Origin of the sequence: Brucella daejeonensis, from assembly GCF_014199265.1 — a bacterium.
GTDB lineage: Bacteria > Pseudomonadota > Alphaproteobacteria > Rhizobiales > Rhizobiaceae > Brucella > Brucella daejeonensis.
This window is the reverse complement of sequence record NZ_JACIJG010000011.1, coordinates 36,082-63,067: the sequence shown is the minus strand read 5'-3', so window position 1 is coordinate 63,067 and position 26,986 is coordinate 36,082. Positions and strand designations below refer to the sequence as shown.

The window sequence follows — 26,986 nt, the reverse complement described above, 5'->3', positions numbered from 1 at the left end:
TTTGCGGGTCTCGTTATCAACTGTCTTTCAACTAACGATGACAGGGTCCCTTCGGTCAAGAAAATTTCGTTCCCAAATTGAAACGGGTTGAGAAAAGCGCGTGAAAGGCGAAAAATGCGCCCTGCGCGCAACCGCCGAATTATTGTTTCATCCGGCGAGGTCCCGATCTAATCTCGACGTCAGACGATTCCCTTTTCAGAAGTCCCGGTCTTATGAATTCAGCTATCAATCCCGCCGACAATCTTGCCGCCCTGATCCGCTGCCCGTCCGTCACGCCCGCCGAAGGCGGCGCACTGACGGCGCTCGAAGCCATGCTGGAGCCGATGGGCTTTACCGTGGAGCGCCCGGTCTTCACCGATGAGGGCACGCCGGACATCGAAAATCTCTACGCGCGCAAGTCCGGCAATGGCCCGCATCTGATGTTTGCCGGTCATACCGATGTCGTGCCCCCCGGCAATGAAGGCGACTGGAAGCACCCGCCCTTCTCGGCGGCGATCGAAGACGGCGTGATGTACGGGCGCGGCGCGGTCGATATGAAGGGCGGCGTAGCATGTTTCGTGGCCGCCGTTGCGCGCCATATCGAAAGGCATGGCAGCCTGAAAGGCAGCATCTCCTTCCTCGTCACCGGCGACGAGGAAGGCCCCGCCATCAACGGCACGGTGAAGCTGCTCGACTGGGCGAAAAAGCGCGGCGAAAGCTGGGATGCATCCATCGTCGGCGAGCCGACCAATCCGAACGCGCTTGGCGACATGATCAAGATCGGCCGTCGCGGCTCGCTTTCCGGCACGATCACCGTGCGCGGCGTGCAGGGCCATGCCGCCTACCCGCATCTGGCCGAAAATCCGGTGCGCGGCATCACCACCCTCGTCGACAGCCTGCTCTTTCCCGCATTCGATGAAGGCACGGCGGACTTTCAGGCCAGCAATCTGGAAGTCACCACCGTCGATGTCGGCAACAAAGCGACCAATGTCATCCCGAACAAGGCGACCGCCTCGTTCAACATCCGCTTCAACGACACATGGACGGCGGAGAGCCTGCAGGCCGAAATCGTGGCCCGTCTCGAAAGGGCCGCCCGCGACACGCGCCTGCGTCCGGGCCGCGAAACGCCGATCGACTACGAACTCGTCTGGCGCGAACATCCGAGCCATGTCTTCCTCACACGCGACGAAAAGCTGATCGGCACGCTGAGCGCCTCCGTCGAAGCGGTTACCGGCAAGCGCCCCGAACTCTCCACGTCCGGCGGCACATCCGATGCGCGTTTCATCAAGGATTATTGCCCCGTGGTCGAATTCGGCCTCGTCGGCCAGACCATGCATATGGTCGATGAACGCGTGGCCCTTGCCGATCTGGAAGGACTGACACAGATTTATGAACGCTTTATCGCTGATTTCTTTGGGTAAATAAGGTTCTTCATGCCAAGCCTGGACGATATTTTCAGATATTTCTGGGGCGTCTGGAAAATGATGCTCGGCCGCAAGGACGGGCTGGATTATCTCGACATATCCGCCGAGGGTTTCTGGTCGTCCTTCTTTGCGATAGCGGTGGCACTGCCGCCGCTCTTCGCAAGCTGGGTTGCCTATGCGGCGGACCTGACGGCGGGGCGTGAGGAAGCGGGCCTGCGCCTTGCCATCGTCACCCGCGCCGCTTTTGTCGATTTCGCCGCCTGGGTAATCCCGCTCGTCATTATCGGCTTGCTGGCCAAACGCATCGGCATCGTCACACGCTATGCGGCCTTTGTGATCGCCACCAACTGGGGCAGCGCCCTGCTCGCGTGGATATTCGCGCCTATAACGCTGTTGCAGCTCTTCTTTCCCGGACGGTTCGATGTGGCGACGCTGTTTGCGCTGATCATGTTCAGCCTGTCGATCCTGTTGAGCTACCGGCTGACATTCGTTGCACTGCAACGCCCGCATAGTTTTGCGGCACCGTTCTTCGCCTGCGTCTTCTTCGGCTCGGTGTTCCTCACCGTCCTGCTTCAGCAGGTTTTCGGCATCGGCTTCGACCCGCACGCCTATTAAAATGGAAAAGCGTAATCGACGCCGATGAGGTAAAGCCCATAGGGTGGTGCGACCTGACCGCAAGCCTTGCGGTCGCGGGCTTCAAGGGCCGCCTGCAAATCATCCGCCGTCCAGCGTCCGACGCCCACTTCCATCAGGCTGCCCGCGAAGGAACGCACCTGATTGTGCAGGAACGAACGGGCCGAAACGCGCATCTCGATAATCTCGCCATTGCGCGTCACATCCAGCCGGTCGAGCGTCTTGACCGGGCTTTTCGCCTGACATTGCGTGGCGCGAAAGGTCGTGAAATCGTGTTCGCCCAGAAGGCGCTGCGCCGCCTCGTGCATCGCCTCATGATCGAGACGCTTCTGCACCCACCATGCGCGCCGATAATCGACCGCCAATGGTGCCCGACGATTGTGAATCCGATAGAGATAATGCCGGCCACGCGCTGAAAAACGAGCATCGAATGCATCGGTGGTTTTCTCGACATTCAAAATGCTGACGCGCTCATCGGCCATGACCAGATGCGCATTGACCGCATCGCGCACCTTGCCCGCGCCCCAGTCTTTCGTCAGATCGACATGGGCGACCTGCGCGGTGGCATGAACGCCCGCATCGGTGCGCCCCGCCGCGCTTAACGTCAGATCTTCGCCGCAGAACTTTTTGAACGCCTGTTCGATAGCCGCCTGAACCGTGTGGCCGTTTTCCTGACGCTGCCAGCCCGCATAGGGCGTGCCGTCATATTCGACCAGAAGCCTGTAGCGCGGCACCGGCTTACAAAACCTTCGTGACGGTTGCGCCGCGCAGGAAATCCCGTGCGGGCAATGCCTTGCCGCCGGAGCGCTGCAAGGTCACCAGCCGCACCGCACCGTCGCCACAGGCAATGGTCAGTTGGTCGTCCAGAACCGTACCGGGTGCGCCTGCGCCTTGCCCAAGCGTCGAGCGCTGCAATTTCACGCGCTCGACAGCACCATTGATTTCCATCTCGCACCACGCGCCCGGAAAGGGCGACAGGCCGCGAATGGCATTGTGCACCTCTTTCGCCGGCTTCGACCAGTCGATACGTGCTTCGGCCTTGTCGATCTTGGCGGCATAGGTGACGCCTTCTTCAGCCTGTGGCTGGAGTGCCAGACTTTCGCGCTCCAGAGCACCCAGCGCCCGGATCATCAGATCGGCGCCAGCCATGCTCAGACGGTCATGCAATTCGCCCGCCGTCATGTCCGGCGTGATCGCAATTTTTTCGACCATGGCGACGGGGCCGGTGTCCAGCCCCTCGTCCATCTTCATGATCATCATGCCGGTTTCGGCATCGCCCGCCATGATGGCTCGCTGGATCGGAGCGGCCCCGCGCCAGCGCGGCAAAAGCGAGGCATGGCCGTTATAGCAACCCAGACGCGGCGCATCGAGAATGGGTTTGGGCAGCAAAAGTCCATAGGCGACGACGATAGCGACATCGGCTTCGAGGTTCGCGAATTTTTCCTGCTCTTCCGCGCTTTTAAGGCTTTTCGGCGTGAAGACCGGAATGCCGAACTGTTCGGCCTTTTCTTGCACCGGCGATTTGGTCAGTTCCAGCCCCCGGCGTCCAGCCGGACGCGGTGGCTGCGAATAAACAGCCACAACCTCATAACCATGGCCGATGATGGCGGTGAGGATCGGTACCGAAAAATCCGGCGTGCCCATGAAGACGATACGCATCAAAGCACCTTCTTCGATGCGCGCTGGCTGGCGAGCTTCCTGAATTTCTTGATGACCATATCGCGCTTGAGCTTGGAAATATGATCGATGAAAAGCACACCGTTGAGATGGTCGATCTCATGCTGGAGGCAGGTCGCCATCAGCCCGTCGGCTTCTATCGCCTGCGGCTTGCCCTCGGCATCGAAATACTCGACTTTCACGCTCGCGGGCCGTTCCACTTCCGCATAGTAATCGGGGATGGACAGACAGCCTTCCTCATAGACGCTGCGCTCGTCCGACGAAGCGACAATTGTCGGATTGACGAAGACATGCGGCGCTTTTTCCTCGCCTTCCTTGGCAAGATCGATAACCAGCAGTCGGATCGGCTCACCGACCTGAATGGCGGCAAGGCCAATGCCCGGCGCATCATACATGGTGTCGAGCATATCGTCGGCAAATTTGCGCAATTGGCCGTCGAAGCGTTCCACAGGCTTGGAAAGCTCGCGCAAAAGCGGATCGGGAAGGATGACAAGCGGTTTTATAGACATGCGCTTCACGTAATCGCTCGCGGCGAAATCGTCAATTGCACTTTGCAAAATGTTCCTGTTTTGATCTCATCAAGACGATACGAATCAGCTAAGCTTGTTTTATGGAAAACCAGAACCTCCTGAACGAACCCGTTTTGCAGCTCGGCGCAACCTCCATCACGCTCGGCAATATCCTGCTGGCAGGCATTGTCGTCGTCGTGCTTTGCCTCATTGTTTTTCTCATCGCCGCAACGCGTTCCGCGCGTCTTCGCGCGGTTGCCGAAGCACAGGCCGAAGACCGCGCCCGCGACGCGGAATATCGCATGGCGGAAATCCTGAAAGCGCAAGGAGAAATGCAGGGCCGGATGCAGACCATGGCCGAAGTGTTCGGCTCACGGCAGGCGGAACTCAACCAGTCGATCCGCGAACGGCTCGACGGCATGACGCACCGCATCGGCCAGACCATGACTGAACAAACCCGCTCGACGCATGAGAACCTTGCCAAATTGCAGGAGCGTCTGGCGGTCATCGACACGGCGCAGAACAATATTCAATCGCTGGCCGGACAGGTAGTGCAGTTGCAGGCGATCCTTGCCAACAAGCAGACGCGCGGCGCATTCGGCCAGTCGCGGATGGAGGCAATCATTGCCGACGGTCTGCCGCAGGGGGCTTACGAGTTTCAGGCGACACTCACCAACAGCACTCGCCCCGACTGTCTGGTGCGTATGCCCAACAATGCGCCGTCGCTGGTCATCGACGCTAAATTTCCGCTCGAAGCATGGAACGCCATGCGCGAAACGGAACAACCGGAAGCGCGAAAACTCGCAGTTGCGCAATTCCGCCGCGACATGGAAGTTCATATCAAGGACGTGTCCGACAAATATCTCATCCCCGGCGAAACGCAGGACACGGCTTTCCTGTTCGTTCCATCGGAATCGATCTTTGCCGATATTCACGAGCATTTCGAAGCGCTCATCCAGCGCGCGCACCGGGCGCGGATCGTCATCGTCTCGCCGTCGCTGCTGATGCTGTCCATTCAGGTCATTCAGGCGATTTTGAAAGATGCCCGCATGCGCGAACAGGCGCATGTCATTCAGGGCGAAGTCATCCGCCTGATGGAAGATGTCGGCCGTCTCGACGAGCGCGTGCGCAAATTGCAAACCCACTTCGCGCAGGCCAACAAGGATATTGACGATATTCTCGTGTCTTCCAGCAAGGTCACCAAGCGCGGAGCAAAGATCGAAGCGCTGGAATTTGGCGCAAAGCCCGACGAGGAACCTTCGCGCCCACAGGCCAGATCAAGCGAACCGGGACAACTACGCCTACGCGTTGTGGACGAGGACTAACCGCTTTCCATGCGGGTCAGCGAATTTGCAGACCCGCTATTCGGGTTTCGACTTATTGTCCGAATGCCCCAGATCACGTTCCGGCCAGACAAGATCACGCACGCGCTGTTTCAGCACCTTCGCTTCTGGAAAACCACCATCGCGCTTGCGTTCCCAGATAAGCTCTTCGCGACCATCCGGCATATGGACGCAGATTTCAAACACCCCGCCCGTTCCGGGTCGAAGCGCCACTTCGGCCAGATCCTGCCCGAAAGTCTGCAACAGTTCCTGCGCCATCCACGCCGCCCTCAGCATCCAGTTGCATTGCGTGCAGTAGGTGATGGAGATACGGGGATGTGCAGACACAAGGACGATCCTTCTCGATACTAACGATCCGGCGATAAACACCGACTTGTGAGGCCGTCAAGTCTATCGCATTTTCAAATTTCTACTGGCAAGCGGGGGCAGTCATGGAAATCACAGTTTATATTCTGCGTTGTGCAGACGGTTCATATTATACCGGCCTTACCAAACAGGACATTGAAGCCCGGTTGTGGGAACACAATGAGGGTATTTATGAAAGTTATACGAAGATGCGACGACCGGTCGAACTTGTTTTTACGGAAACCTATGACCGGATCGTCGATGCCATAGCGCGCGAACGACAGATCAAGGGATGGTCGCGGGCAAAGAAAGAAGCGCTCATTGCAATGGACTATGAACGCTTGCCGGAACTGGCAAAGCGAAAATAAAGCCTATCGTTAGGCTCTCTCCCTCCCCCTCATCCTGAGGAGGCGCCCTGAGCGCAGCTCAAGGGAGCCGTCTCGAAGGGCTGAGGGGGAGCGCCGTCGCCCTCGTCCTTCGAGACGTCTCCTTCGACAAGCTCGGGAGGCTCCTCAGGATGAGGGCGGGAGCGGGCATTATGGTTCAAAAGAAAGGGCGCCAGATGCGCCCAATCCAAAACGACATTCGGTAAACCAACCCCGTTTATCACAGGGAAAAGATCACTCGTCCCCCATCTTGAGCGCCTGAATGAAGGCCTCCTGCGGGATTTCGACCTTGCCGAACTGGCGCATGCGCTTCTTGCCTTCCTTCTGCTTTTCCAGAAGTTTGCGCTTGCGCGTCACGTCGCCGCCATAGCACTTGGCCGTCACGTCCTTGCGCAGCGCCGAGATCGTCTCGCGCGCCACGATGCGTCCGCCAATCGCCGCCTGAATCGGAATCTTGAACATATGCTGCGGGATCAGGTCTTTCAGCTTTTCACACAGCGCGCGACCGCGCTTTTCCGCAGCCGAACGATGCACCAGCATGGAGAGCGCATCCACGGGCTCTTCGTTCACGAGGATCGACATCTTGACCAGATCGCCCTCGCGATATTCCGAAAGGTTATAATCGAACGAGGCGTAGCCCTTCGAGATCGACTTGAGGCGGTCGTAGAAATCGAACACCACTTCGTTGAGCGGCAGGTCATAGGTGATCATGGCGCGCGGACCGACATAGGTCAGGTCCACCTGAATGCCGCGACGTTCCTGACACAGCTTCATGATCGCGCCGAGATAATCGTCGGGCGTCATGATGGTCGCCTTGATCCACGGCTCCTCGATGGAAGCGATTTTCACCACATCCGGCATGTCGGCGGGATTGTGCAATTCCCGCTCAGTGCCATCCGTCATGTTCAGGCGATAGACGACCGAAGGTGCGGTCGTGATGAGGTCGAGATTGAACTCGCGCTCAAGGCGTTCCTGAATGATTTCCAGATGCAGAAGCCCCAGAAACCCGCAGCGGAAGCCGAAGCCCAGCGCCGCCGAGGTTTCCATTTCGAACGAGAACGACGCGTCGTTGAGGCGCAGCTTGCCCATGGCGCCGCGCAAATCTTCGAAATCCGCCGCATCGACCGGGAACAGGCCGCAGAACACCACCGGCTGCGCGGGCTTGAAACCGGGCAGCATCTTTTCCGTCGGGCGGCGATCTTCGGTAATCGTATCGCCAACGCGCGTATCGGCCACTTCCTTGATCGAAGCGGTGATGAAGCCGAGTTCGCCGGGGCCAAGATCGTCCACGGGCAGCATCTTGGGCGTAAACACGCCGGTGCGTTCCACCGGATATTTCGCGCCGGTGCCCATCATGCGGATGGTCTGGCCCTTTTTCAGCACACCGTCGATCACGCGCACCAGAACGATAACGCCGAGATAGCTATCGTACCAGCTATCGACCAGCATGGCTTTCAGCGGCGCGTTGCGGTCGCCTTCCTTCGGCGCGGGCAACTTGTTGACGATGGCTTCCAGCACGTCCTCGATGCCGAGGCCGGTCTTTGCGGAAATATTGACCGCATCGGAAGCGTCGATGCCGATCACTTCCTCGATCTGGCTCTTGACGCGTTCGGGTTCGGCGGCGGGCAGGTCGATCTTGTTCAGCACCACCACGATTTCGTGGTTGTTGTCGATGGCCTGATAGACATTGGCCAGCGTCTGCGCTTCCACGCCCTGGCTCGCATCCACCACCAGAAGCGACCCTTCGCAGGCTGCGAGCGAACGCGAGACTTCATAGGCAAAGTCAACGTGGCCGGGCGTGTCGATCAGGTTCAGCACATAGTCTTCGCCGTTCTTCGCCTTGTAGCTGAGACGAACGGTCTGCGCCTTGATGGTGATGCCGCGCTCGCGCTCGATATCCATCGAGTCGAGAACCTGATCCTTCATCTCGCGCGTATCCAGCCCGCCGGTCAACTGAATGAGGCGGTCGGCCAGCGTCGATTTGCCATGATCGATATGGGCGACGATCGAAAAATTGCGAATATGGTCAAGTGGTGTGCTCATGCGCGCGATTTAACAGCAAGACGCGAAATCTCAAAGCTCTATTGCGCGTTAAACATGGGAAAAAGCCCTGCTATCATGATCGTGACAACAAGTCCCCTTTGCCTCGTGGCGAAAAGGCGATAAATCACCGGCCATATAGACGCACCGCGGCGGCGTATCGCAGGCGGCGCAACTGGCTTTCATGCAGGAGTTTAGGATGAAGACCGAACCGAACGAAGTCCACAACAGGCCGAAGCTGGTCACCGTTTTCGGCGGCTCCGGCTTTGTGGGGCGCGCGGTCGTGGCAAGCCTCACCAAGCGCGGCTATCGCGTGCGCGTCGCCGTGCGCAAGCCGGAAATCGCCTATTATATGGCGCCGCTCGGCAATGTCGGCCAGATCCAGATGGTGCAGGCCAATGTCCGCCATCGCAACTCGGTCGAGCGCGTGGTCAAGGGCTCCGACCATGTGGTCAATCTCGTCGGCATCCTCGCCGAAAGCGGTCGCCAGCGCTTCAATACGGTACAGGTTCTGGGCGCAAAAAATATCGCCGAAGCCGCCAGGGCCGCAGGCATCCCGATGACGCATCTTTCCGCGCTTGGCGCGAATGCCAAATCGGCATCGGCCTATGCCCGCACCAAGGCCGAAGGTGAAAACGCCGTACGCGCCGTGCTGCCGGATACGGTCATCCTGCGTCCGTCGATCATTTTCGGCCAGGACGACAGCTTCTTCAATCGCTTCGCCAATATGGCGCGCTTCTCGCCCTTCCTGCCGGCGATCGGCGGCGGCGAAACAAAACTCCAGCCGGTCTATGTCGGCGACGTGGCGGAAGCCGTCGCGCGCGCCGTCGACGGCAAGCTGATGCCGGGCACCACTTATGAACTGGGCGGACCGGACGTGCAGCCATTCAAGGGCTGGATGCAGGACATGCTGGGCGTCATCGGGCGCAAGCGCGCCATCGTCTCCGTGCCATGGTGGCTTGCCCGTGTGCAGGCATCGGTTCTGGGCCTTCTGCCCAAGCCCATGCTGACCAACGATCAGGTGACGTTGCTGAAATCCGACAATGTGGTTTCTGAAGCCGCCATCAAGGAAGGCCGTACGCTTCAGGGCATGGGCATCGAGCCGGAAGCCGTGGACGCCATCCTTCCCGCCTATCTGTGGCGCTACCGCGTCGCCGGACAGTATACCAAGACCGGCTTTGCGTGAAGCAAGCAACCCGCAATGAATAAGGGGCCGAAAGGCCCCTTTTTTGTTTAGTGCCAGATCAGAAGTGCCGCCAACCCCGCCGAGCCGACGATCAGACGCCACCAGCCGAACAGCTTGAAACCGTGGCGCGACACATAGTCGAGCAGATAGCGCACGACGAAAACGCCCGAAATGAAAGCCATCACGAAGCCGACCGCGATCAGCGCGCCATCGTTGAACGAAAGCATGTCGCGGCTTTTGTAGAGATCGTAGGCGAAGGCGCCGGCCATGGTGGGCATGGCGAGGAAGAACGAGAACTCCGCGGCCGAACGCTTGTCCGCGCCAAGCAGCAGCGAGCCGACGATGGTGGAGCCGGAGCGCGAGACGCCGGGAATCATGGCGAGGCACTGGATAAAGCCGATGGCGAGGCAGATCGGCAGCGGATAATCCATCACGTCGTGATAGCGTGGCCTGAGGTCGAGCTGGTCGACCCAGAGCAGGATGACGCCGCCGATGATGAGCATGACGCAGACGAGCATCGGCGTTTCGAAAAGCACGCTCTTGATGAAGCTATGCCCCAGCGCGCCGATCACGGCGGCAGGCAGGAAGGCGATCAGGATGCCGAGAACGAAACGGCGGGTGCGTGCATCACGCGGGAAATCGGCGAGAATCTTCAGCAATTTTGCCGCATAAACGGTCAGGATGGCCAGAATGGCCCCAAGCTGGATGAGAACCTCGAAGGTCTTTCCGGTCGATTCGAAGCCGATAAAATGTCCGATCAGAAGCAGATGCCCGGTGGAGGAAACCGGGATGAACTCGGTCAAACCTTCGACAAGGCCGAGAACCGCAGCTTCCAGAAGATTGAAAATATCCATGAAGTCAGTACCTTAGGATGGTGGGCACAATGACGGGGCAAAAAGCGGGCCGGAATGGCGGACGCTCTGTCGAAAACATGCGCTATCTATTTGTTTTTACGCATTTCCAGACGCAAAACCGCTACGCACTTTTGCTGGAAATGCTTCAGCGATTGCTTGTCTCCCGCAAATATAGCCCTTATAGACTTTATATTCCGTTGAGGCGGCGCGAATCGCCCGGCAGCAGAAATAGCCTGCTGCATGAGCAAACGCCAGCAGCCAAGCCATCTCCGGACGACCAGTTCAAGCTGTTTATCGAGAGTATCGCGTCGATCATGCTTACGCTTTTTCACCATCCCATGTCTTCGGGTTCGCGCTATGTGCGGCTCATCCTCGGCGAGTATGACGTTGAAGCGGAGCTGATCGAGGAACGACCCTGGTCGCGCCGCAAGGAATTTCTGGCGTTGAACCCGGCGGGCACCCTGCCCGTGCTTCTGGCCGAAAACGACCTGCCGGTCGTTGGCGCGACCGTCATTGCCGAATATCTCGACGAGACGCGCGGCGCGCTGAAGCGCAGCCGCCGCCTCCTGCCGGAAAGCCCGATGGAGCGCGCCGAAGTGCGCCGCCTCGTGGACTGGTTCCTGCTCAAATTTGAAAACGAAGTCACGCGCCATATCACCCGCGAGCGGGTCTACAAGCTGCAAATGGCAGCCGAAATGGGCGGCAGCGCGCCGGATTCGACAGCGATCCGCGCCGCGCGCACCAATATCCGCCAGCACATGAAATATATCGACTGGCTGGCGGCAACCCGCGACTGGCTGGCAGGCGCGCATCCAAGCTATGCCGACACTGCGGCGGCGGCTTGCATTTCCGTGCTCGATTATCTGGGCGAAATCGAATGGGGCGAGACCAGAGCGGCGCGCGACTGGTATGCACGCATGAAATCGCGCCCCGCTTTCCGTCCGCTGCTTTCCGACCGCGTGCGCGGACTTGCCCCGGTGGCTCATTATGGCGACCTCGATTTCTGATAGCCGCGAGCGGAAACTCAAACGCTTCCTGACCGAAGAGGCGAAGGCGGTCGGCTTCGATGCGGTCGCCTTCACGACGCCGGACGCCATTGCGCAGGCACCTGAACGCCTGCGGCAATATATCGCCGACGGCCATCATGGCGACATGCTGTGGATGGAGGAAACGGAAGAACGCCGGGCCAATCCGGCGGTGCTGTGGCCGGAAGTGCGCTCCATCATGATGCTGGCCATGAATTACGGGCCGGACGAAGACCCGCGCGCAATACTGGACCGGAAGGACCGCGCCGCCATATCGGTCTATGCGCAGAACCGCGACTATCACGACATCGTCAAGGGCAAGCTGAAGCATATTGCGAGCCGCTTCGCCGCGCGGGCGGGCGCGGATGTGAAAGTGTTCGTCGATACGGCGCCCGTTATGGAAAAGCCGCTGGCCGCCGCAGCCGGGCTTGGCTGGCAGGGCAAGCATACCAATCTTGTCAGCCGCGAATTCGGCTCATGGGTCTTCCTCGGTTCGATTTTCACCACGGCGGAAATTCCACCGGACGAGGCTGAGCGCGACCATTGCGGTTCCTGCCGCGCCTGCCTCGACGCCTGCCCGACCCACGCCTTCCCCGCGCCTTACCGCATCGATGCGCGACGCTGCATTTCCTATCTGACCATCGAGAGCAAGGGGCCGATCCCGGTCGAATTCCGCAAGGCAATGGGCAACCGCATCTATGGCTGCGACGATTGCCTCGCCGCCTGCCCCTGGAACAAGTTCGCGCAAGCCGCAAGCGAGATGAAGCTGAAGGCCCGCGACGACCTGAAAGCCCCGCCCCTCGCCGATCTCCTGGCGCTGGACGACCCGGCTTTCCGCACGTTTTTCTCCGGCTCGCCGGTCAAGCGCATCGGGCGCGACCGCTTCATCCGCAATGTGCTGATCGCGGCGGGCAATTCCGGCGACGAGACGCTTCTGCCGCAGATCGAGCCATTACTTGAGGACCCGGCGCCGGTCGTGCGCGGCGCGGCGATCTGGGCGCTGCGGCAGCTCGCTGAGCCAGGGCGCGCGGATCTTTGGCAAAAACGTCTGGTTGTCGACGAAGATGATGCTACGGTGCTGGCCGAATGGAATCTGGAGACAATCTGATATGCGTATTTTTCTGTTCGGAGCCGGCTATTCCGCGCAAACCTTCGCACGCCGCATGACCGGCGAAGTCGAACGCATTGCCGGCACCACGCGGGACGAGCGCAATTTTCCAAAGCTGGAGCAGTCCGGCATCGCACCGCTGCTCTTCGGCGACGAGGGCACGTCGCCGGACCTTCCCGACCAGCTCGCCAGATCGACCCATGTGGTGGTTTCGATCTCTCCCGGCGAAAACGGCGACCCGGCCCTTGCGCTGGTGGAAGAGGCGCTCGGTCACCCCGACAACACGATCCGCTGGATCGGCTATCTCTCCACGGTCGGCGTCTACGGCGACCATCAGGGCGAATGGGTCGATGAAACCGCGTCCTGCAAACCGGTTTCCCGCCGCAGCCGCGAACGGCTCGAGGCGGAAGAGGCCTGGCGGCATTTAACCGAAAAACACGCGACGCCGCTGGCGATCCTGCGCCTGTCCGGCATTTACGGTCCGGGCCGCAATGCTTTCGTCAATCTGGAACGCGGCACGGCGCGGCGCATCGTCAAGAAGGGCCAGGTTTTCAACCGCATCCATGTCGATGACATTGCGGGCTCCCTGCGCTTTCTTTCGGGCACCGATAGCAGCGGCATCTTCAACATCACCGACAACGAGCCTTCGCCGCCGCAGGATGTCGTCACTTACGCGGCGGAACTGATGGGCGCGACACCTCCGCCGGAAGTGCCCTTCGAGGAAGCCGACCTGACGCCCATGGCGCGCTCTTTCTACGGCGAGAACAAGCGCGTTTCCAACCAGCGTATCCGCGCGCTCGGCTATGAGTTCGCCTATCCCGACTACCGCTCGGCCTTCTCCGAAATGTGGAGCAGGAACAACTGGCGCTGATTGCCGTTTGTAACGACGCACCGCATAATCCCCGCATCATGCGCGAATGATTCGTGTCCAAATTTCGGGAAATCGGCCCATGACCCAGAAATGCAGTTCCAAATTCCGGTCGCGTCTCGCTCTCACCGCTTTGCTAATCGCAATAGCGCCTTCACTGGCGAGTGCCGAAAACATGCCTGCCAAGCAGGCCTTCGGCACGCAGGCCCTGCCGGTCCTGACGCAGAAACCGCAATCCATCGGCTTTTATGCCAAGGGCTGCCTGGCGGGCGCTGTGGCCCTGCCGACAGATGGCCCGAACTGGCAGGTAATGCGCCTTTCGCGCAATCGCCGCTGGGGGCACCCGCGCATGATCGGCCTTCTGGAAAAACTGTCCCGCGATGCGTCGAGGGACGGCTGGCCCGGCCTTCTCGTCGGAGACATCTCACAGCCGCGCGGCGGCCCGATGCTGACCGGCCACGCCTCGCATCAGGTCGGCCTCGATGCCGATATCTGGCTGACGCCGATGCCGAAAAAGCGCTTCACCGACGCCGAGCGCGAAAATGTCTCCGCCGTCTCCATGCTGAAGCCGGATTCGCTCTATGTCGATCCGAAGAAATGGACGCCTGCCCGCACCGCCCTTCTCAAACACGCTGCGAGCTACCCGGAAGTGGAGCGTATCTTCGTGCATCCGGGCATCAAGAAAGAGCTTTGCGACACCGTTACCGGCGACAGAAGCTGGCTCGGCAAGGTTCGCCCCTATTGGGGCCATTTCTATCATTTCCATGTGCGCCTGACCTGCCAGCCCGGCTCTACCCAGTGCAAATCGCAGGCGAAAGTCGCGCCCGGCGACGGCTGCGACAAGTCGCTTGCCTGGTGGTTCACCGACGAACCGTGGAAACCGGCAAAACCATCGAAGAAACCGACGAAGAAGCCGCGCCCAGTCATGGTCTCCGACCTGCCGAGAGCCTGCGCCGCCGTCCTCGACGGTCCCGCGCCCAATTCGGTCGCCGACGTGACCTTCAGCAGCCAATAGCGGGAACTGCCCCTAGAGCATGTCTCCCGAAAGTGGGAACCGGTTTCGGGATAAAGACATGCGTCAAAACAAAAACTTAAAGTGTGCCGCCTGAGTATGATTGAACGCGACACGCTTTAAAGCCCCTTTTCAGCGCTTCATGGCTTCACTATAGATTTAAAACGATTTAGAGTGAAAATGACAAGGTTATCAATTCTGGAGATTTCCGCCCCATGACCGAGCGCCTGCGCATTGCATTGATTGCCCATGACCAGAAGAAGGACGACATGGTCGCCTTCGCAAAGGCGCATGAGCAGGCGCTGTCCCGCTACGATATCGTGGCAACGGGCACGACGGGCGGTCTCATTCTCGACGCCTGCTCCTCGCTGCGCATAGAGCGGGTGAAGAGCGGCCCGCTCGGCGGGGACCAGCAGATCGGCGCAATGATCGCGGAAGGCACGGTGAAGGTGCTCATCTTCTTCATCGACCCGCTGTCGCCGCTCCCGCACGATGTCGACGTGAAAGCCCTGACGCGCCTCGGCAGCGTGTACGACATTCCGATGGCGCTCAACCGCGCGACGGCGGAAAAGCTGATCAAGGCGCTAGACTGAACACCGAAAGACAAGACAAAGCGGTTTCGGCCATTCCGTTTTGAACCCAACCGCTCCGGGGAGAGGACATGCAAGCGACTATCGATACCGAACAGAGTTTCAAGTTTCCGGTACTCGTCGGCGATATCGGCGGCACGAATGCCCGCTTTGCCATCCTTGTGGATTCGAATGCGGAACCGAAGCATTTCCCCGTTCTCCAGACGGCGGATTACGCCACCATCGACGAGGCGATCCAGAACGGCATTCTCGACCATACCGCCATCCGCCCGCGTTCAGCCATTCTGGCGGTGGCCGGTCCCGTGGACGGTGACGAGATCGACCTGACCAATTGCGACTGGGTCGTCCGCCCGAAGCAGATGATATCGGAACTGGGCTTCGAGGACGTAACCGTCCTCAACGATTTCGAGGCGCAGGCTCTCGCCGTCGTGTCGCTCGAAGGCAATCATCTGGAGCAGATCGGCGGCAAGCCGGACGAATTGGTCGCCACCCGCGTCGTGCTCGGCCCCGGAACCGGGCTCGGCGTTGCCGGTCTGGTGCGCACCCGCCACGCCTGGGTGCCGGTGCCGGGTGAAGGCGGCCATATCGACATCGGGCCGCGCACGGAGCGCGATTATCAGGTCTTCCCGCATATCGAGCGCATCGACGGTCGCGTCGCGGGCGAACAGATCCTGTGCGGTCGCGGCCTGCGCAATCTCTATCTCGCCATCTGCGCTGCCGACAACATCGCCCCGACGCTCGAGACGCCCGCCGACATCACCGCAGCCGGCCTCGACGGCAGCAATGCGCAGGCGGAAGAAACGCTGCATCTCTTCGTGACCTATCTCGGGCGTGTGGCGGGCGACCTCGCGCTGATCTTCATGGCCCATGGCGGCGTCTATCTTTCGGGCGGCATTCCGCAACGCATCCTTTCCGCGCTCAAGGCCGGTTCTTTCCGCGAGGCTTTCGAGGACAAGGCGCCGCACAAGGCCATCATGCGCGACATACCGGTCCGCGTCATCACGCACGGACTTGCCGCCCTTGCCGGACTCTCGGCGTTCGCGCAGGCTCCCTCGCGCTTCGAAGTGTCCACCGAGGGGCGTCGCTGGCGCATCGACTGACCGGAACGCGATGAGAGCCTTGAAGTGCATCATGGGATGGTCATGACGCACGGATGACGTTATAGAAACGCTGCAATGAAATTGCGCCATGGCGGCGTTCTCGCTCGAGCGCCGTATGGAAACCGTGTTTTCAACGATAGCCGGCGGGACGCCGCCGGTCTCAGAGACAAAGCGCTTTTGCACGTGAATCTATTCAAGAAGAAAAAAAAGAAAATCGATACGGGCGAAGCCACCCGCGTGATCCGGCGCATGATGTCGGAAAATATCCGCGAATATAAAAAGAATTACTTCATCGCCATCGTCGCATCGCTGATCGTCGGCGGCTCCAACGGGGCGCTCGCCTACATGATGGAGCCGATGATCAACAAGATCTTCTACGAGCAGAAGGTCGGCCTGATCTGGGTCATCTGTAGCACCCTGCTTGCGATCTTCATCCTGCGCGGCCTGTCCGGCTACATACAGGCTGTAGAGCTGGCCAAGATCGGCAACAATCTGGTCGCCCGCTACCAGAAGCGGGTCTTCGACCATCTGATGAAGCTCGGGCTCGATTTCTACAACGACACCCGCTCCGGCCATCTGGCGGCGCAGATCAACCAGAATGTCTCCGGCATCCGCGACCTCCTCAACATGACGGTCTCGTCTATCGCGCGCGACCTCATCTCGCTCGTCGGCCTCGTCGGCATGATGTTCTACATGGATCCGGTGCTGTCCGCCGCCGTCTTCGTCATCGGCCCGCCGCTCATCCTGGCCGTCGCCTATATTTCGCGGCGCATCCGCTCCGTCACGCGCGACCTCGTCCATCTCAACTCGCATCTTCTGGGCGCGATGCAGGAATCGATCCAGGGCATCGCCATCGTGAAAGCCTTCACCATGGAAGACCAGCTCCGCGACAAGATCGGCAAGCTGATCGATCAGGCCGAAGGCCGCAGCAACAAGATCGCCAGGGTTTCGGAGCGCACGACGCCCATTTCCGAAGTGCTGGCGGGTTTTGCCGTGGCCGGAGTTCTCGCCTATGGCGGCTATCGCGCCATCCTGGAACAGCAGCCGCCCGGCGCCATGTTCGCCTTCATCACGGCGCTTCTCCTCGCCTATGATCCGGCGCGCCGCCTCGCCCGCCTTCAGGTCGGGCTGGAAAAGGCGCTGGTCAATGCGCGCATGATCTATGAAGTGCTGGATATCGAACCGCAGCAGCGCGACCTGCCCGATGCGGTCGAACTGAAGCCCGGCCCCGGCGAAATCCGCTTCGATAACCTCTATTTCTCCTATAGCGAGATTGCACCGGTGCTGCATGGTGTGAGCTTCGTCGCCAAGGCGGGCGAAACCACCGCCGTCGTCGGCGCGTCGGGAGCGGGCAAGTCCACGCTCATCAATCTCGTGCAGCGTTTCTACGATCTCGACAAGGGCCACATCCTCTTCGACGGGCAAGACATCGAGAAGGTCAGCAAGCAGTCGCTGCGCCACGCCATCGCCTATGTCTCGCAGCAGCCCTACCTTTTCGAGGGTACCATCGCGGACAATATCCGCTACGGCCGCCCGGACGCCACCGACGAGCAGATCGTCGAGGCGGCGAAGCTCGCCCATGCGCATGATTTCATCGAACAGCAGCCGCAGGGCTATGACACGCCGGTGGGCGAAAACGGCGTCACGCTTTCCGGCGGGCAGCGCCAGCGCGTTTCCATCGCCCGCGCCATCGTGCGCAACGCCCCCGTCCTCCTGCTCGACGAGGCTACCTCCGCGCTCGACAACGAATCGGAAAAGCGCGTCCAGCAGGCGCTCGAAGGCATCATGCAGGGCCGCACCACCATCGTCATAGCCCATCGCCTTTCGACCGTGGTCAATGCCGACCGCATCGTGGTGATGGAAGCAGGCCGCGTGGTCGAGGAAGGCCGTCATGAAGAGCTGATAGGCATCCAGAACGGCGTCTATGCCCGCTTCTACCAGTTGCAGAGCGGCAATGACGAATTCATCACCGAACAGACCACGGAAGAATTGCGGACAGGAGAAACCCGATGAGCGCAGAAACGCAGAACAGCGAAATGGGTCTTGTCGTCGTCGGCGCGGGTGGCCGCATGGGCCAGACCCTGATCCGCACCGTCCAGTCCATCGATGGCGCGAAACTGGTCGGCGCGGTGGAGCGTCCCGGTTCTCCGCTTCTTGGAAAGGATGCGGGCGAAGTGTCCGGCATCGGGCCGCTCGGCGTCAGTTTCACCGATGATCCGCTGCCGGTATTTGCCAAGGCTCAAGGCGTTCTCGACTTCACCAGCCCCGCCGCGAGCGTGGAATTTGCGGGCCTCGCCGCACAGGCGCGCATCGTCCATGTGATCGGAACGACGGGCTGCTCTGTAGAAGACGACGAGAAAATCCGCGCCGCGGCACGCCATGCCACCATCGTCAAGTCTGGCAATATGAGCCTTGGCGTCAATCTTCTGTCGGTTCTCGTGCAGAAAGCGGCGCAGGCGCTCGATCCGCAGGATTTCGATATCGAAATCCTGGAAATGCATCACAGGCACAAGGTCGATGCGCCGTCCGGCACGGCGCTGCTTCTGGGAGAATCGGCGGCTCACGGCCGCGACGTCGCTCTGACGGACAACAGCGTGCGCGTGCGCGATGGCTATACCGGTCCGCGTGAAACCGGAACGATCGGCTTCGCCACATTGCGCGGCGGCTCGGTCATCGGCGACCATTCGGTCATCCTGGCCGGACCGGGCGAACGCGTCGTGCTCTCGCACCATGCCGAAGACCGCTCGATCTTCGCGCGCGGCGCGATCAAGGCCGCGCTGTGGGCCCATGGCAAGAAGCCGGGCCTCTATTCCATGCTCGACGTGCTCGGGCTGGATGCTTGATAATTGACTGATTCTTCCCACCAACGGAGTGCTGTGATGTCTCGTACCCTCGTCCTGGTCCGCCATGGACAAAGCGAATGGAACCTCAAGAACCTGTTTACCGGCTGGCGCGATCCGGGCCTCACCGAGCAGGGCCATGCGGAAGCCAAGGCCGCAGGCCAGCGCCTGAAGGCCGCCGGCCTGAAATTCGACGTCGCCTATACCTCCGCCCTTTCGCGCGCGCAGGTCACCTGCCAGCACATTCTCGACGAGCTTGGCCAGTCGAGCCTCGAGACGATTCGCGATCAGGCGCTCAACGAGCGCGATTACGGTGACCTGTCCGGCCTCAACAAGGACGATGCCCGTGCCAAATGGGGCGAGGAACAGGTCCATATCTGGCGCCGTTCCTATGATGTCCCGCCTCCGGGCGGCGAAAGCCTGAAGGATACGGGCGCCCGCGTGTGGCCTTACTACCTCCACCAGATCCAGCCGCATGTCCTGCGCGGGGAGACCGTTCTGGTCGCGGCCCACGGCAATTCGCTGCGCGCGCTGATCATGGCACTCGACGGACTGACCCCGGAACAGATTCTCAAGCAGGAACTCAACACCGGCGTTCCGATCATCTATCGGCTCAACGCTGATTCGACCGTCGCTTCGAAGGAAATTCTCGAAGCCTGATAGCCTGTCGGGCTGTTTTTTCCGGGCGCGCTCGCGCGCCCGACACTCTTTTCAACGCGAAAAAAGCATCTGCTGAAAAAAAGCTGGCTGAATATCGAAAACGCGATTGACAGAGGCAGGTCGACCCCTTAGATGGGTCCTCGTCGCCCAGATGGCGGAATTGGTAGACGCACCAGCTTCAGGTGCTGGCGCTCGCAAGGGCGTGGAGGTTCGAGTCCTCTTCTGGGCACCATTTCCAAGTCTTCGGACCACTACCAAGGTTCAGAAGCAGCCCAAAAAGCCCGCGCAAGCGGGCTTTTTTGTTGCCTGCAACTGCGCAGAAACAAATGGATGGAACGGCTCCGACATTTCCGTCTAAACAGGATTCGCCCCAGTTATCTTTTCCTTTTCCAGATCGGTCGGCAGTCGATGCAGTTTTCCCCTTCCGAGCGCGATGCCTTTTTCCAGCTTCTGAAATGGCGGCGGGACGTGCGTCATTTCACAAGCGAGCCGATCGCCGAAAACATGGTCCACGCGCTGAAAGCGGCGATGGACTATGCGCCATCGGTGGGCAATGCGCGGCCATGGCGGGTTTTCAGCGTCGAAAGCCAGATAAAGCGCAAGGCAGTCCACGATATTTTCATCGAAGCGAACCGGGAGGCTGCGCGAACCTACGACGGCGAGCGCGCCGCGAATTACCGCACGTTGAAACTCGAAGGCATCGAGATCGCTCCGGTGCAACTGGCCATCTTCACCGAAACGGCTCCCGCGGAAGGTCATGGCCTCGGACGGCAGTCCATGGCATCGACACTGGAGCAGAGCACCGCGATGGCGGTCCAGAATCTCAACCTCGCCGCCAGATCGTTCGGGCTGGGCGTGGGCATGGTTTCCATCCTCTCCCCGCGCGCGATGGAGGAACTGTTCCGGGTTTCGCCAAGCTGGCGCTTCAGCCTTTATTTGTGCATCGGCTGGCCGTCCGCCCATGACGACATGCCGCTTCTCCATAAAAACGGCTGGCAGGAAAACACCGAAACGAACTGGCAGGCCATCTGACCGCCGCCATCATCCCTGCCACGAGCGATTGCATCTTGCCTGACGATCTTTCACCTATAGACTTGCGCTGGCGGTGGGCTTTCTCTGGAAGGAAAAGAGATGCGGCAGATCATCGTCGGAACATTTCTGAGCCTTGACGGCGTCATGCAGGCCCCCGGCGGACCGGACGAGGACCCGAGCGGCCAGTTCAGGTTCGGCGGCTGGACCGTCCCCTACTGGGACGACGCGCTGGCAGTCGTCATGGGCGAACGTTTTTCCAAGCCCTTCGACCTGCTTCTCGGGCGGCGGACATACGACATTTTCGCGGCCTATTGGCCGATGATCGAATCCGACCCCGACGCGCCCGGCTTCGTCCCCGGCGAGGGCGACATAGCCCGGACCTTCAACAATGCGACAAAATATGTGGCGACGCATCGGCCCGAGAGCCTGAACTGGCAGAACAGCGAAGCCCTTGACGAAGACGTCGTCGCCTCGCTCAAGATCATGAAATCCACCGACGGGCCGGACCTTCTCGTGCAGGGCAGCAGCGAACTCGTCCACCAGCTGCTCGCAAGCGATCTGGTCGATGAGTGGGCCCTCCTCACCTATCCGGTCATTCTGGGCAATGGGAAACGGCTTTTCGACCGACGAGCCATGCCCGTCTCGCTCAGGCTCGTCAGTTCCACCATATCGCCGGGCGGCGTGGTTGCCGCCACATACAGGCGCGACGGCGAGGTACAGACCGGCTCGTTTGCGAGCGATCACCCTTCGGAAGCGGAAATCGAGCGCCGCAAGAATCTGTCCTGAGCCTGTTCGGCGAATTGGGCGGCAAACCTGTCCGCCCTTCAGCCAAGGCTTGTCAACAACCCCGTCGGCCGCCCCTATTGCGCAAGCCGCGCAAATGGCGGCACAATCCGGTGCCTGTTTTATCAAGGATATTGCCGGAAATATAAATAACGGGGGGAGCGACGATGCGCCGGAAAGGCCTGCTCGAATTCGGAAGAAACAGAACGCTCTACGGCCTGTTTCTGTTCTGTGCGGTCTGCGCCATCGCAGGCAGTCTGTTGAGCCAGAATGGCGAAGCCTCCCTCTGGCGCTGGCTGCATTATCTCACCAAGCCGACGGCGACCCTGCTGCTTCTCGCCGCGCTCCTTTGCGCCGGGCGGCCAAAATCGAAATCCTACGGGTTCGCCATCGCTTTCGGGCTGGTATTTGCCGCGCTCGGAGATTTTTTCCTGATGCTGCCCGGCGATTATTTCATGGCCGGTCTCATCTGCTTTCTGATCACCCACTGCGCCTATATCTATGCGCTTTGCCGCCATGCCCGCTTTGCCGCGCATAAAGGCGTCTTCGTCATCTTCGCCCTTGCCGCGATCGCTATCGTCGCCGGCCTGTGGACCTCATTGCCGACACCCCTCATAATTCCGGTTATCGTCTACGCCGCCGCTCTCGGCGTCATGGCCGCGCAAGCCATGAGCCGCGCCCTCGACGCGACACCGGAAACGCCGCAGCGCTACGCCACCCGGCTTGCAGCGGCGGGCGGGCTTTTCTTCATGGCAAGCGATACCCTGCTTGCCTATGGGCGCTTCAGTTTCGACATTCCGCTGAACGGCCTCTGGGTGCTGGCAACCTATTATGCCGCGCAGTTCCTCTTTGCCCGTTCGACGGAGGATTTTGCCCATGGCGGTTGAAGAACAGGCATTGCACCTCTCATTCGACCGGCTGCGGCAGGCATGGCTTGCGAACCGTCCCGCTTATGAGCAGCGCATCGACGATCTGAGACGGCTGCGCGAAAGGCTCGAAAGCCGGCTCGATGAAATGGCGAAGGCCATCAGCGCCGATTTCGGCAATCGCTCGGTTCATGAGACGCTGCTTGGCGAAGCCAGCATCGTCTTCTCCGAAATCGATGAGGCGCTGCACCGGCTCAAGCGCTGGATGAAGCCGCAGCGCCGCAGGGCCGGCTGGAAAATGTGGCCTGCCCGCGCCGAAATCCGTTATGTTCCGCTGGGTGTGGTGGGGGTCATCGCGCCGTGGAATTACCCGGTCAATCTGGCGCTCGCCCCACTCGTCGCGGCGATTGCCGCCGGAAACCACGTCTTCCTCAAGCCGTCCGAACATACACCGCGCACAGCCGAATTCCTCAGAAGCCTGCTGGCGGATGTATTTCCGGACGACCGCGTCGCGGTAGCGCTTGGAGATGCATCGCTTTCGGCGCAATTCGCATCGCTGCCCTTCGATCATCTCTTTTTCACCGGCTCCACCGCCGTCGGACGCAGGATCATGGCAGCGGCAGCGCACAACCTGACGCCCGTGACGCTGGAGCTCGGTGGCAAGTCGCCTGCCATCGTCAGCGAGAATGCCAATCTGAAGCGCGCCGCGCGCGCCATCGCCACCGGCAAGTTCTTCAATGCCGGGCAGACCTGCATCGCGCCCGATTACGTGCTGATCCACGACAGCAGGCGCGACGAATTCGTAAGCCTTCTGCGCGCAGAAACAGAGGCGCGTTATAGCGGCCCCTCGGCAGGGAAGGACCGCACCACCATCATCAACGATGCGCAGGAAGCGCGGCTCGCCGGCCTGCTTGCCGATGCCGCCGGGAAAAGCGAAGCGGTGATCGAACTGCTGCCGGACACCGACCGTCCGCGACTGATGACACCGGCGCTCGTTCTGGAGCCTTCCGCGGAGAGCGCGATCATGCAGGAGGAGATTTTCGGCCCTCTCCTTCCAGTCATAAGCTATCGCCTTCTCGATGACGCCATAACCGAAATTCTCGCCCGCGATCGCCCGCTGGCGCTTTACTGTTTCAGCGACAACACCGCCGAGATCGAAATGGTGCTTGGCCGCGTCGTGGCGGGCGGCGTCTGCGTCAACGATACGCTCTATCACTTTGCCTGCGGTGACCTGCCCTTCGGCGGCGTCGGCGCAAGCGGCATGGGCCAGTATCACGGCCATGACGGTTTTCTGACCTTTTCCAAGGCTATGCCGGTGCTGACCAGATATGCCCCTGCGGCGAGCGATCTGATCAAACCGCCCTATAACGGCCTTGCGGAAAGGCTGATCCGGCTTATCGTGCGCTGAACATGACTTCTAAAGTTGGGGACCGGTATTCAAACAGCACCCCAACCGGACTATATATATCCGGTGACTGCACGAGAGTTTCGGTGTCTGTTTCAACGGTCGCCATGCCGGTCTGCGCTTCGCGTCGCGGGCATCTGGAGTAGTCTTTCACAACGCAATAGCGGACAGGTGAAAAACGGGTGCTGAAGAAAAAGGGATCAAACCGGATATCGAAGTCCATTCTGACGGCGATCCGGAACAGGCCGGGTTACAGGCCGCTCAACGCCAATGTCACCGGCGGCGATATCGTCATTGCATCCTATAATGTTCACAAATGCATCGGGATCGACAAGCAGTTCAACCCGCAGCGCACCGCCGAAGTGATCAGCGAGATCGACGCCGATGTGATCGCCCTGCAAGAGGCCGACCGGCGCTTTGGCGAGCGATCCGGCCTGCTCGACCTCGGCCTGCTCGAACGCCGTCACGGCCTGATTCCCGTCCCCATTACCTCCACCATGCCGAAGGGGCACGGCTGGCACGGCAATGTGCTTCTGTTTCGCGAAGGCGTGGTGCGCAACGTGCAGCAACTCAAGCTGCCCGGCGTCGAGCCGCGCGGCGCGCTGGTTGCCGACCTTCAGTTTCCGGCGGGGCCGCTCCGCGTGATCGCCGCCCATCTGGGCCTTCTCAAACGCTCGCGCGAGCAGCAGGCCGAAAGTATCCTCACCGCCTTGCAGGAAGCCGATACGCTGCCGACCCTTCTCATCGGCGACCTCAACGAATGGCGCATCGGCAAGCGCTCGTCGCTGGCCGCCCTCATGCCGACATTCAATCACGTTGCGACCGCCGTACCGAGCTTTCCATCGCGTTTTCCGGTCTTCGCGCTCGACCGCGTCCTGGGAGCGCCGCACAATCTCGTCACATCGGTTGAAGTGCACAACACGCCGCTGGCGCGGCTGGCATCCGATCACCTGCCGATCAAGGCGCATCTCGATCTCAAATCGGCGACGGGCCTTCTGGAAGAATTCAGCCCGGAAATATTCACGGGCCAGATGGGATGATGTCGGGATGATTCCTACAAATAAGGCGAACCGAGCCAGATAATCCGGTCCAGCAGCCGTTCCAGGAAGGGACGGCTTTTGAGCCGCGCAAGATGGACCTCGCGGCTCTCCTCGATAGCCTTGCCGATACGCTCCTCGACCTCTCGCGCCACGTCACGGTCGAGGATTTCCAGATCCACCTCGAAATTGAGCCGCAGCGAACGCGGATCGATATTGGACGACCCGATATAGGACCATGCGCCGTCGATGGTCATCAGTTTGGAATGATTGAAAGCACCGCCCGCCCGCCAGATACGGCAACCATCCTTCAAAAGCTGGTCGAACTGCGCGCGCATGGCGCGGTCCACCAGTTTCAGATTGTTGACGCCCGGCACGACGATATCGACCGACACGCCGCGCCGCGCCGCCGTCACCAGCGCGCTAATCAGTTCGCGATCCGGCAGGAGATAGGGCGTCATGATGAGAATGTGCTGCTCGGCAATCGAGAAAGCGCCCATCATCATGCGCTGGTTGGTCTCCACATTCTTGTCCGGCCCGGACCCGACCACACGCACCAGCGTCCCCGTTCCCGGCGGGTTTTCCGGTGGCGCGATTTTCCAGGCCTCACCAGTGAGAAGCTCTCCGGTCGCAAAACGCCAGTCCTCGGAAGCAATATGGAAAAGATCGGCAATCGCCGGGCCTTCCAGCTTGAAATGGGTATCGAAGGCGACCTCGCTGCCCGCAATGGCACGGACGAAACCGGCGCGAATATTCATGCCGCCGGTGAAAGCGACCTTGCCGTCGACGATCAGTATCTTGCGGTGGGTGCGCAGGTTCGCATAAGGCAGGCGCAACCCGATGATGATATTGCCGTTGAACACATCGACAGCGACGCCCTTCTCCCTGAGCAGGCTCACGATGCTCGGAATGGAATAACGGGCGCCCACCGCATCGACCAGCACGCGCACTTCCACCCCGCGCCCGACCGCGGCGCCGAGCGCGTCGGCAAATTGCTCTCCTATGCCGTCCCGGTCGAAAATATAGGTCTCCAGCATGATGCTGCGCTCGGCACGGCCTATGGCGTCGAGCATGGCGGCATAGGCTTCGTCACCCGTCTCCAACATGCCGATACGGTTGCCGCTTGTGAAATCGTAGAGGCTGACGGCATCGCCCAGTATCTTCATCGCGCCGAACTGACGCCCAAAGGCGGCGCGCACCAGATCGTTCGTCGTGTCGAAATGCGACAGGTGGTAGAGTGCGATCTTGCCCATATTGGCGCGCTGATGGCTCAGCGTCGAACGCCGGATGCGATTGACGCCCGCAATCGCATAGACCACCGCCCCGACGATGGGCGACAGCACGATCACGCCGACCCAGCCGATGGCGGTTCGAACCTCTTCCTTCGTCATGGTCGCATGGATGGCCGCGATCGCTCCGAGAACGATCGACAGGACAAACAATATATGCGGCCAGTAGTGGGAAACGAGATCGAACATCAGTGGACTTTAAGCGGAAAACGGCCGCAACAGCAAAGGGATATAATGCCTTGCCCGTGAAACGAACAGGGGAAGCGAAGACGATCCCGACCGTTCTGCACAAAAGCTGGTCAAATGCCGGACTTGCCTTATATTGTTCGAGAGGCTTGAAAATTGAGGGACGTCTCATGGCAATGGCACATAACGATTTCGACCGCCCGACCTTTCCGAAAGAACTTTCCGGCAAGTGGGGCTGGTTCGTGGCGCTGGGGGTGGCGCTTTTGATCCTCGGCGGCATCGCCTTCGGCAATCTGGTTCTCGCCACCGTGGTCTCGGTCTACTATGTCGGCCTGATGATGCTTTTCGGCGGCATTATCGAAATCATCCACGCATTCGGCGTCAAAAGCTGGGGCAGCTTCTTCTTCTGGGCGCTGAGCGGCCTTCTCTACACGGCGGCAGGCATCGTCGCCTTCGTCAACCCGGTGCTCGCAGCCGGAGTGCTCACCTTCCTTCTGGCGGCGGCACTGCTCGGCTCCGGCGCGTTCCGCGTCTGGCTCGGCTTCAAGTCCAAACCCGCAGCAGGCTGGGGCTGGGTCGTCGCCGGCGGCGTCATCACCGTGCTGCTCGGCCTCATCATTGCCGCGCAATGGCCGGTCAACAGCCTGTTCATTCTTGGCCTTTTCCTCGCGATAGACCTGATCTTCCAGGGCTGGTCCTTCATCGCCTTCGGGCTTGGCATCAAGAGCCGGTAATATATGCAAAGCATTTAAACTCGACCTTTTGGCAAAGGGCTGCTAGATGATCCGCCAGTCTTTGCGGCGGTTCAT

At 60.4% G+C, this 26,986-nt stretch carries 27 protein-coding genes and 1 tRNA gene; 21 read left to right on the top strand and 7 right to left on the bottom strand.

Features of this window, described 5'->3' with window-relative positions:
• Positions 1-212 precede the first annotated feature (212 nt).
• Together dapE and FHS76_RS14755 are read left to right on the top strand one after the other, a co-directional pair.
• On the top strand, positions 213-1,400 hold the full coding sequence (gene dapE, locus FHS76_RS14760) for a succinyl-diaminopimelate desuccinylase (protein WP_183654146.1): 1,188 nt from the start codon (positions 213-215) through the stop codon (positions 1,398-1,400).
• A 12-nt stretch (positions 1,401-1,412) separates the two neighbouring features.
• Positions 1,413-2,018: a hypothetical protein gene (locus FHS76_RS14755; protein WP_183654143.1), complete on the top strand. Its 606-nt coding sequence runs from the start codon at positions 1,413-1,415 to the stop codon at positions 2,016-2,018.
• Here the strand turns inward: FHS76_RS14755 and truA are convergent.
• Genes truA through def form a run of 3 tightly spaced genes read right to left on the bottom strand, consistent with a single transcriptional unit; the run spans position 2,015 to position 4,222 of the window.
• The gene (gene truA / locus FHS76_RS14750) at positions 2,015-2,770 is read right to left on the bottom strand and encodes a tRNA pseudouridine(38-40) synthase TruA (protein WP_183654141.1); all 756 of its coding nucleotides are present in this window, start codon (positions 2,768-2,770) and stop codon (positions 2,015-2,017) included. The genes FHS76_RS14755 and truA overlap by 4 nt on opposite strands.
• Positions 2,771-2,774: 4 nt before the next feature.
• Positions 2,775-3,695, bottom strand: coding sequence for a methionyl-tRNA formyltransferase (fmt, locus tag FHS76_RS14745; protein WP_183654138.1), 921 nt, complete (start codon positions 3,693-3,695; stop codon positions 2,775-2,777).
• A complete protein-coding gene (def, locus tag FHS76_RS14740; protein WP_183654135.1) occupies positions 3,695-4,222 on the bottom strand; it encodes a peptide deformylase in 528 nt (175 codons plus the stop codon). Before def ends, fmt begins: the two co-directional genes overlap by 1 nt.
• 101 nt (positions 4,223-4,323) lie before the next feature.
• Between def and FHS76_RS14735 the strand changes: the two genes are divergently transcribed.
• The gene (locus tag FHS76_RS14735) at positions 4,324-5,547 is read left to right on the top strand and encodes a DNA recombination protein RmuC (protein ID WP_183654132.1); all 1,224 of its coding nucleotides are present in this window, start codon (positions 4,324-4,326) and stop codon (positions 5,545-5,547) included.
• Positions 5,548-5,583: 36 nt separating this feature from the next.
• Here FHS76_RS14735 and FHS76_RS14730 read toward each other — a convergent pair whose 3' ends face one another.
• Positions 5,584-5,892 carry a SelT/SelW/SelH family protein gene (locus FHS76_RS14730; RefSeq protein ID WP_183654129.1) on the bottom strand — a complete coding sequence of 103 codons (309 nt, stop codon included), beginning with the start codon at positions 5,890-5,892 and terminating at the stop codon, positions 5,584-5,586.
• A gap of 104 nt (positions 5,893-5,996) precedes the next feature.
• Here FHS76_RS14730 and FHS76_RS14725 point away from each other — a divergent pair, with 104 nt between their 5' ends.
• Entirely contained in the window at positions 5,997-6,278 is a 282-nt protein-coding gene (locus tag FHS76_RS14725) for a GIY-YIG nuclease family protein (protein WP_183654125.1), read from the top strand.
• A gap of 252 nt (positions 6,279-6,530) precedes the next feature.
• Here FHS76_RS14725 and lepA read toward each other — a convergent pair whose 3' ends face one another.
• Complete coding sequence (gene lepA / locus FHS76_RS14720) at positions 6,531-8,339, bottom strand: translation elongation factor 4 (RefSeq protein WP_183654122.1); 1,809 nt, start codon at positions 8,337-8,339, stop codon at positions 6,531-6,533.
• Between the two features lie 196 nt (positions 8,340-8,535).
• Here lepA and FHS76_RS14715 point away from each other — a divergent pair, with 196 nt between their 5' ends.
• Positions 8,536-9,522, top strand: coding sequence for a complex I NDUFA9 subunit family protein (locus FHS76_RS14715; protein WP_183654119.1), 987 nt, complete (start codon positions 8,536-8,538; stop codon positions 9,520-9,522).
• Between the two features lie 47 nt (positions 9,523-9,569).
• On the opposite strand, the gene FHS76_RS14710 is transcribed toward FHS76_RS14715, so the two are convergent.
• On the bottom strand, positions 9,570-10,376 hold the full coding sequence (locus FHS76_RS14710) for an undecaprenyl-diphosphate phosphatase (protein WP_183654116.1): 807 nt from the start codon (positions 10,374-10,376) through the stop codon (positions 9,570-9,572).
• A 314-nt stretch (positions 10,377-10,690) separates the two neighbouring features.
• On the opposite strand from FHS76_RS14710, the gene FHS76_RS14705 reads away from it, so the two are divergent.
• The 15 genes from FHS76_RS14705 to FHS76_RS14635 all read left to right on the top strand — a co-directional run bounded on the left by FHS76_RS14705 (position 10,691) and on the right by FHS76_RS14635 (position 24,705).
• Positions 10,691-11,383, top strand: coding sequence for a glutathione S-transferase family protein (locus FHS76_RS14705; RefSeq protein WP_183654422.1), 693 nt, complete (start codon positions 10,691-10,693; stop codon positions 11,381-11,383).
• Positions 11,364-12,509 carry a tRNA epoxyqueuosine(34) reductase QueG gene (gene queG / locus FHS76_RS14700; protein ID WP_183654113.1) on the top strand — a complete coding sequence of 382 codons (1,146 nt, stop codon included), beginning with the start codon at positions 11,364-11,366 and terminating at the stop codon, positions 12,507-12,509. The genes FHS76_RS14705 and queG overlap by 20 nt, the downstream gene beginning before the upstream one ends.
• 1 nt (position 12,510) lies before the next feature.
• Positions 12,511-13,380: an SDR family oxidoreductase gene (locus FHS76_RS14695; protein ID WP_183654110.1), complete on the top strand. Its 870-nt coding sequence runs from the start codon at positions 12,511-12,513 to the stop codon at positions 13,378-13,380.
• 79 nt (positions 13,381-13,459) lie between these two features.
• Positions 13,460-14,392, top strand: a complete 933-nt coding sequence (mepA, locus tag FHS76_RS14690) for a penicillin-insensitive murein endopeptidase (RefSeq protein WP_183654107.1) — start codon at positions 13,460-13,462, stop codon at positions 14,390-14,392.
• Positions 14,393-14,604: 212 nt separating this feature from the next.
• Complete coding sequence (locus tag FHS76_RS14685) at positions 14,605-14,982, top strand: methylglyoxal synthase (RefSeq protein WP_183654103.1); 378 nt, start codon at positions 14,605-14,607, stop codon at positions 14,980-14,982.
• Between the two features lie 68 nt (positions 14,983-15,050).
• Positions 15,051-16,079, top strand: coding sequence for a glucokinase (locus FHS76_RS14680; RefSeq protein ID WP_183654100.1), 1,029 nt, complete (start codon positions 15,051-15,053; stop codon positions 16,077-16,079).
• 183 nt (positions 16,080-16,262) lie between these two features.
• Positions 16,263-18,092, top strand: coding sequence for an ABC transporter ATP-binding protein (locus FHS76_RS14675; protein WP_183654097.1), 1,830 nt, complete (start codon positions 16,263-16,265; stop codon positions 18,090-18,092).
• Positions 18,089-18,922 carry a 4-hydroxy-tetrahydrodipicolinate reductase gene (gene dapB, locus FHS76_RS14670; protein ID WP_183654093.1) on the top strand — a complete coding sequence of 278 codons (834 nt, stop codon included), beginning with the start codon at positions 18,089-18,091 and terminating at the stop codon, positions 18,920-18,922. Before FHS76_RS14675 ends, dapB begins: the two co-directional genes overlap by 4 nt.
• Before the next feature lie 36 nt (positions 18,923-18,958).
• Positions 18,959-19,579: a 2,3-bisphosphoglycerate-dependent phosphoglycerate mutase gene (locus FHS76_RS14665; protein ID WP_183654090.1), complete on the top strand. Its 621-nt coding sequence runs from the start codon at positions 18,959-18,961 to the stop codon at positions 19,577-19,579.
• A 145-nt stretch (positions 19,580-19,724) separates the two neighbouring features.
• Positions 19,725-19,811 (top strand) — tRNA-Leu (locus FHS76_RS14660).
• Positions 19,812-19,987: 176 nt separating this feature from the next.
• Positions 19,988-20,611 (top strand): 5,6-dimethylbenzimidazole synthase, encoded by a 624-nt coding sequence (gene bluB / locus FHS76_RS14655; RefSeq protein WP_183654087.1) that lies wholly within the window; start codon positions 19,988-19,990, stop codon positions 20,609-20,611.
• Between the two features lie 99 nt (positions 20,612-20,710).
• Positions 20,711-21,397 carry a dihydrofolate reductase family protein gene (locus tag FHS76_RS14650; protein ID WP_183654084.1) on the top strand — a complete coding sequence of 229 codons (687 nt, stop codon included), beginning with the start codon at positions 20,711-20,713 and terminating at the stop codon, positions 21,395-21,397.
• A gap of 164 nt (positions 21,398-21,561) precedes the next feature.
• On the top strand, positions 21,562-22,281 hold the full coding sequence (locus FHS76_RS14645; RefSeq protein ID WP_183654081.1) for a lysoplasmalogenase: 720 nt from the start codon (positions 21,562-21,564) through the stop codon (positions 22,279-22,281).
• On the top strand, positions 22,271-23,668 hold the full coding sequence (locus FHS76_RS14640) for a coniferyl aldehyde dehydrogenase (RefSeq protein WP_183654078.1): 1,398 nt from the start codon (positions 22,271-22,273) through the stop codon (positions 23,666-23,668). The genes FHS76_RS14645 and FHS76_RS14640 overlap by 11 nt, the downstream gene beginning before the upstream one ends.
• A 179-nt stretch (positions 23,669-23,847) precedes the next feature.
• Entirely contained in the window at positions 23,848-24,705 is an 858-nt protein-coding gene (locus tag FHS76_RS14635; RefSeq protein ID WP_183654076.1) for an endonuclease/exonuclease/phosphatase family protein, read from the top strand.
• 14 nt (positions 24,706-24,719) lie between these two features.
• Here FHS76_RS14635 and FHS76_RS14630 read toward each other — a convergent pair whose 3' ends face one another.
• A complete protein-coding gene (locus tag FHS76_RS14630) occupies positions 24,720-26,180 on the bottom strand; it encodes a phospholipase D-like domain-containing protein (protein WP_183654073.1) in 1,461 nt (486 codons plus the stop codon).
• Between the two features lie 167 nt (positions 26,181-26,347).
• Between FHS76_RS14630 and FHS76_RS14625 the strand changes: the two genes are divergently transcribed.
• Positions 26,348-26,911, top strand: coding sequence for an HdeD family acid-resistance protein (locus FHS76_RS14625; protein WP_183654069.1), 564 nt, complete (start codon positions 26,348-26,350; stop codon positions 26,909-26,911).
• Positions 26,912-26,986: the final 75 nt, after the last annotated feature.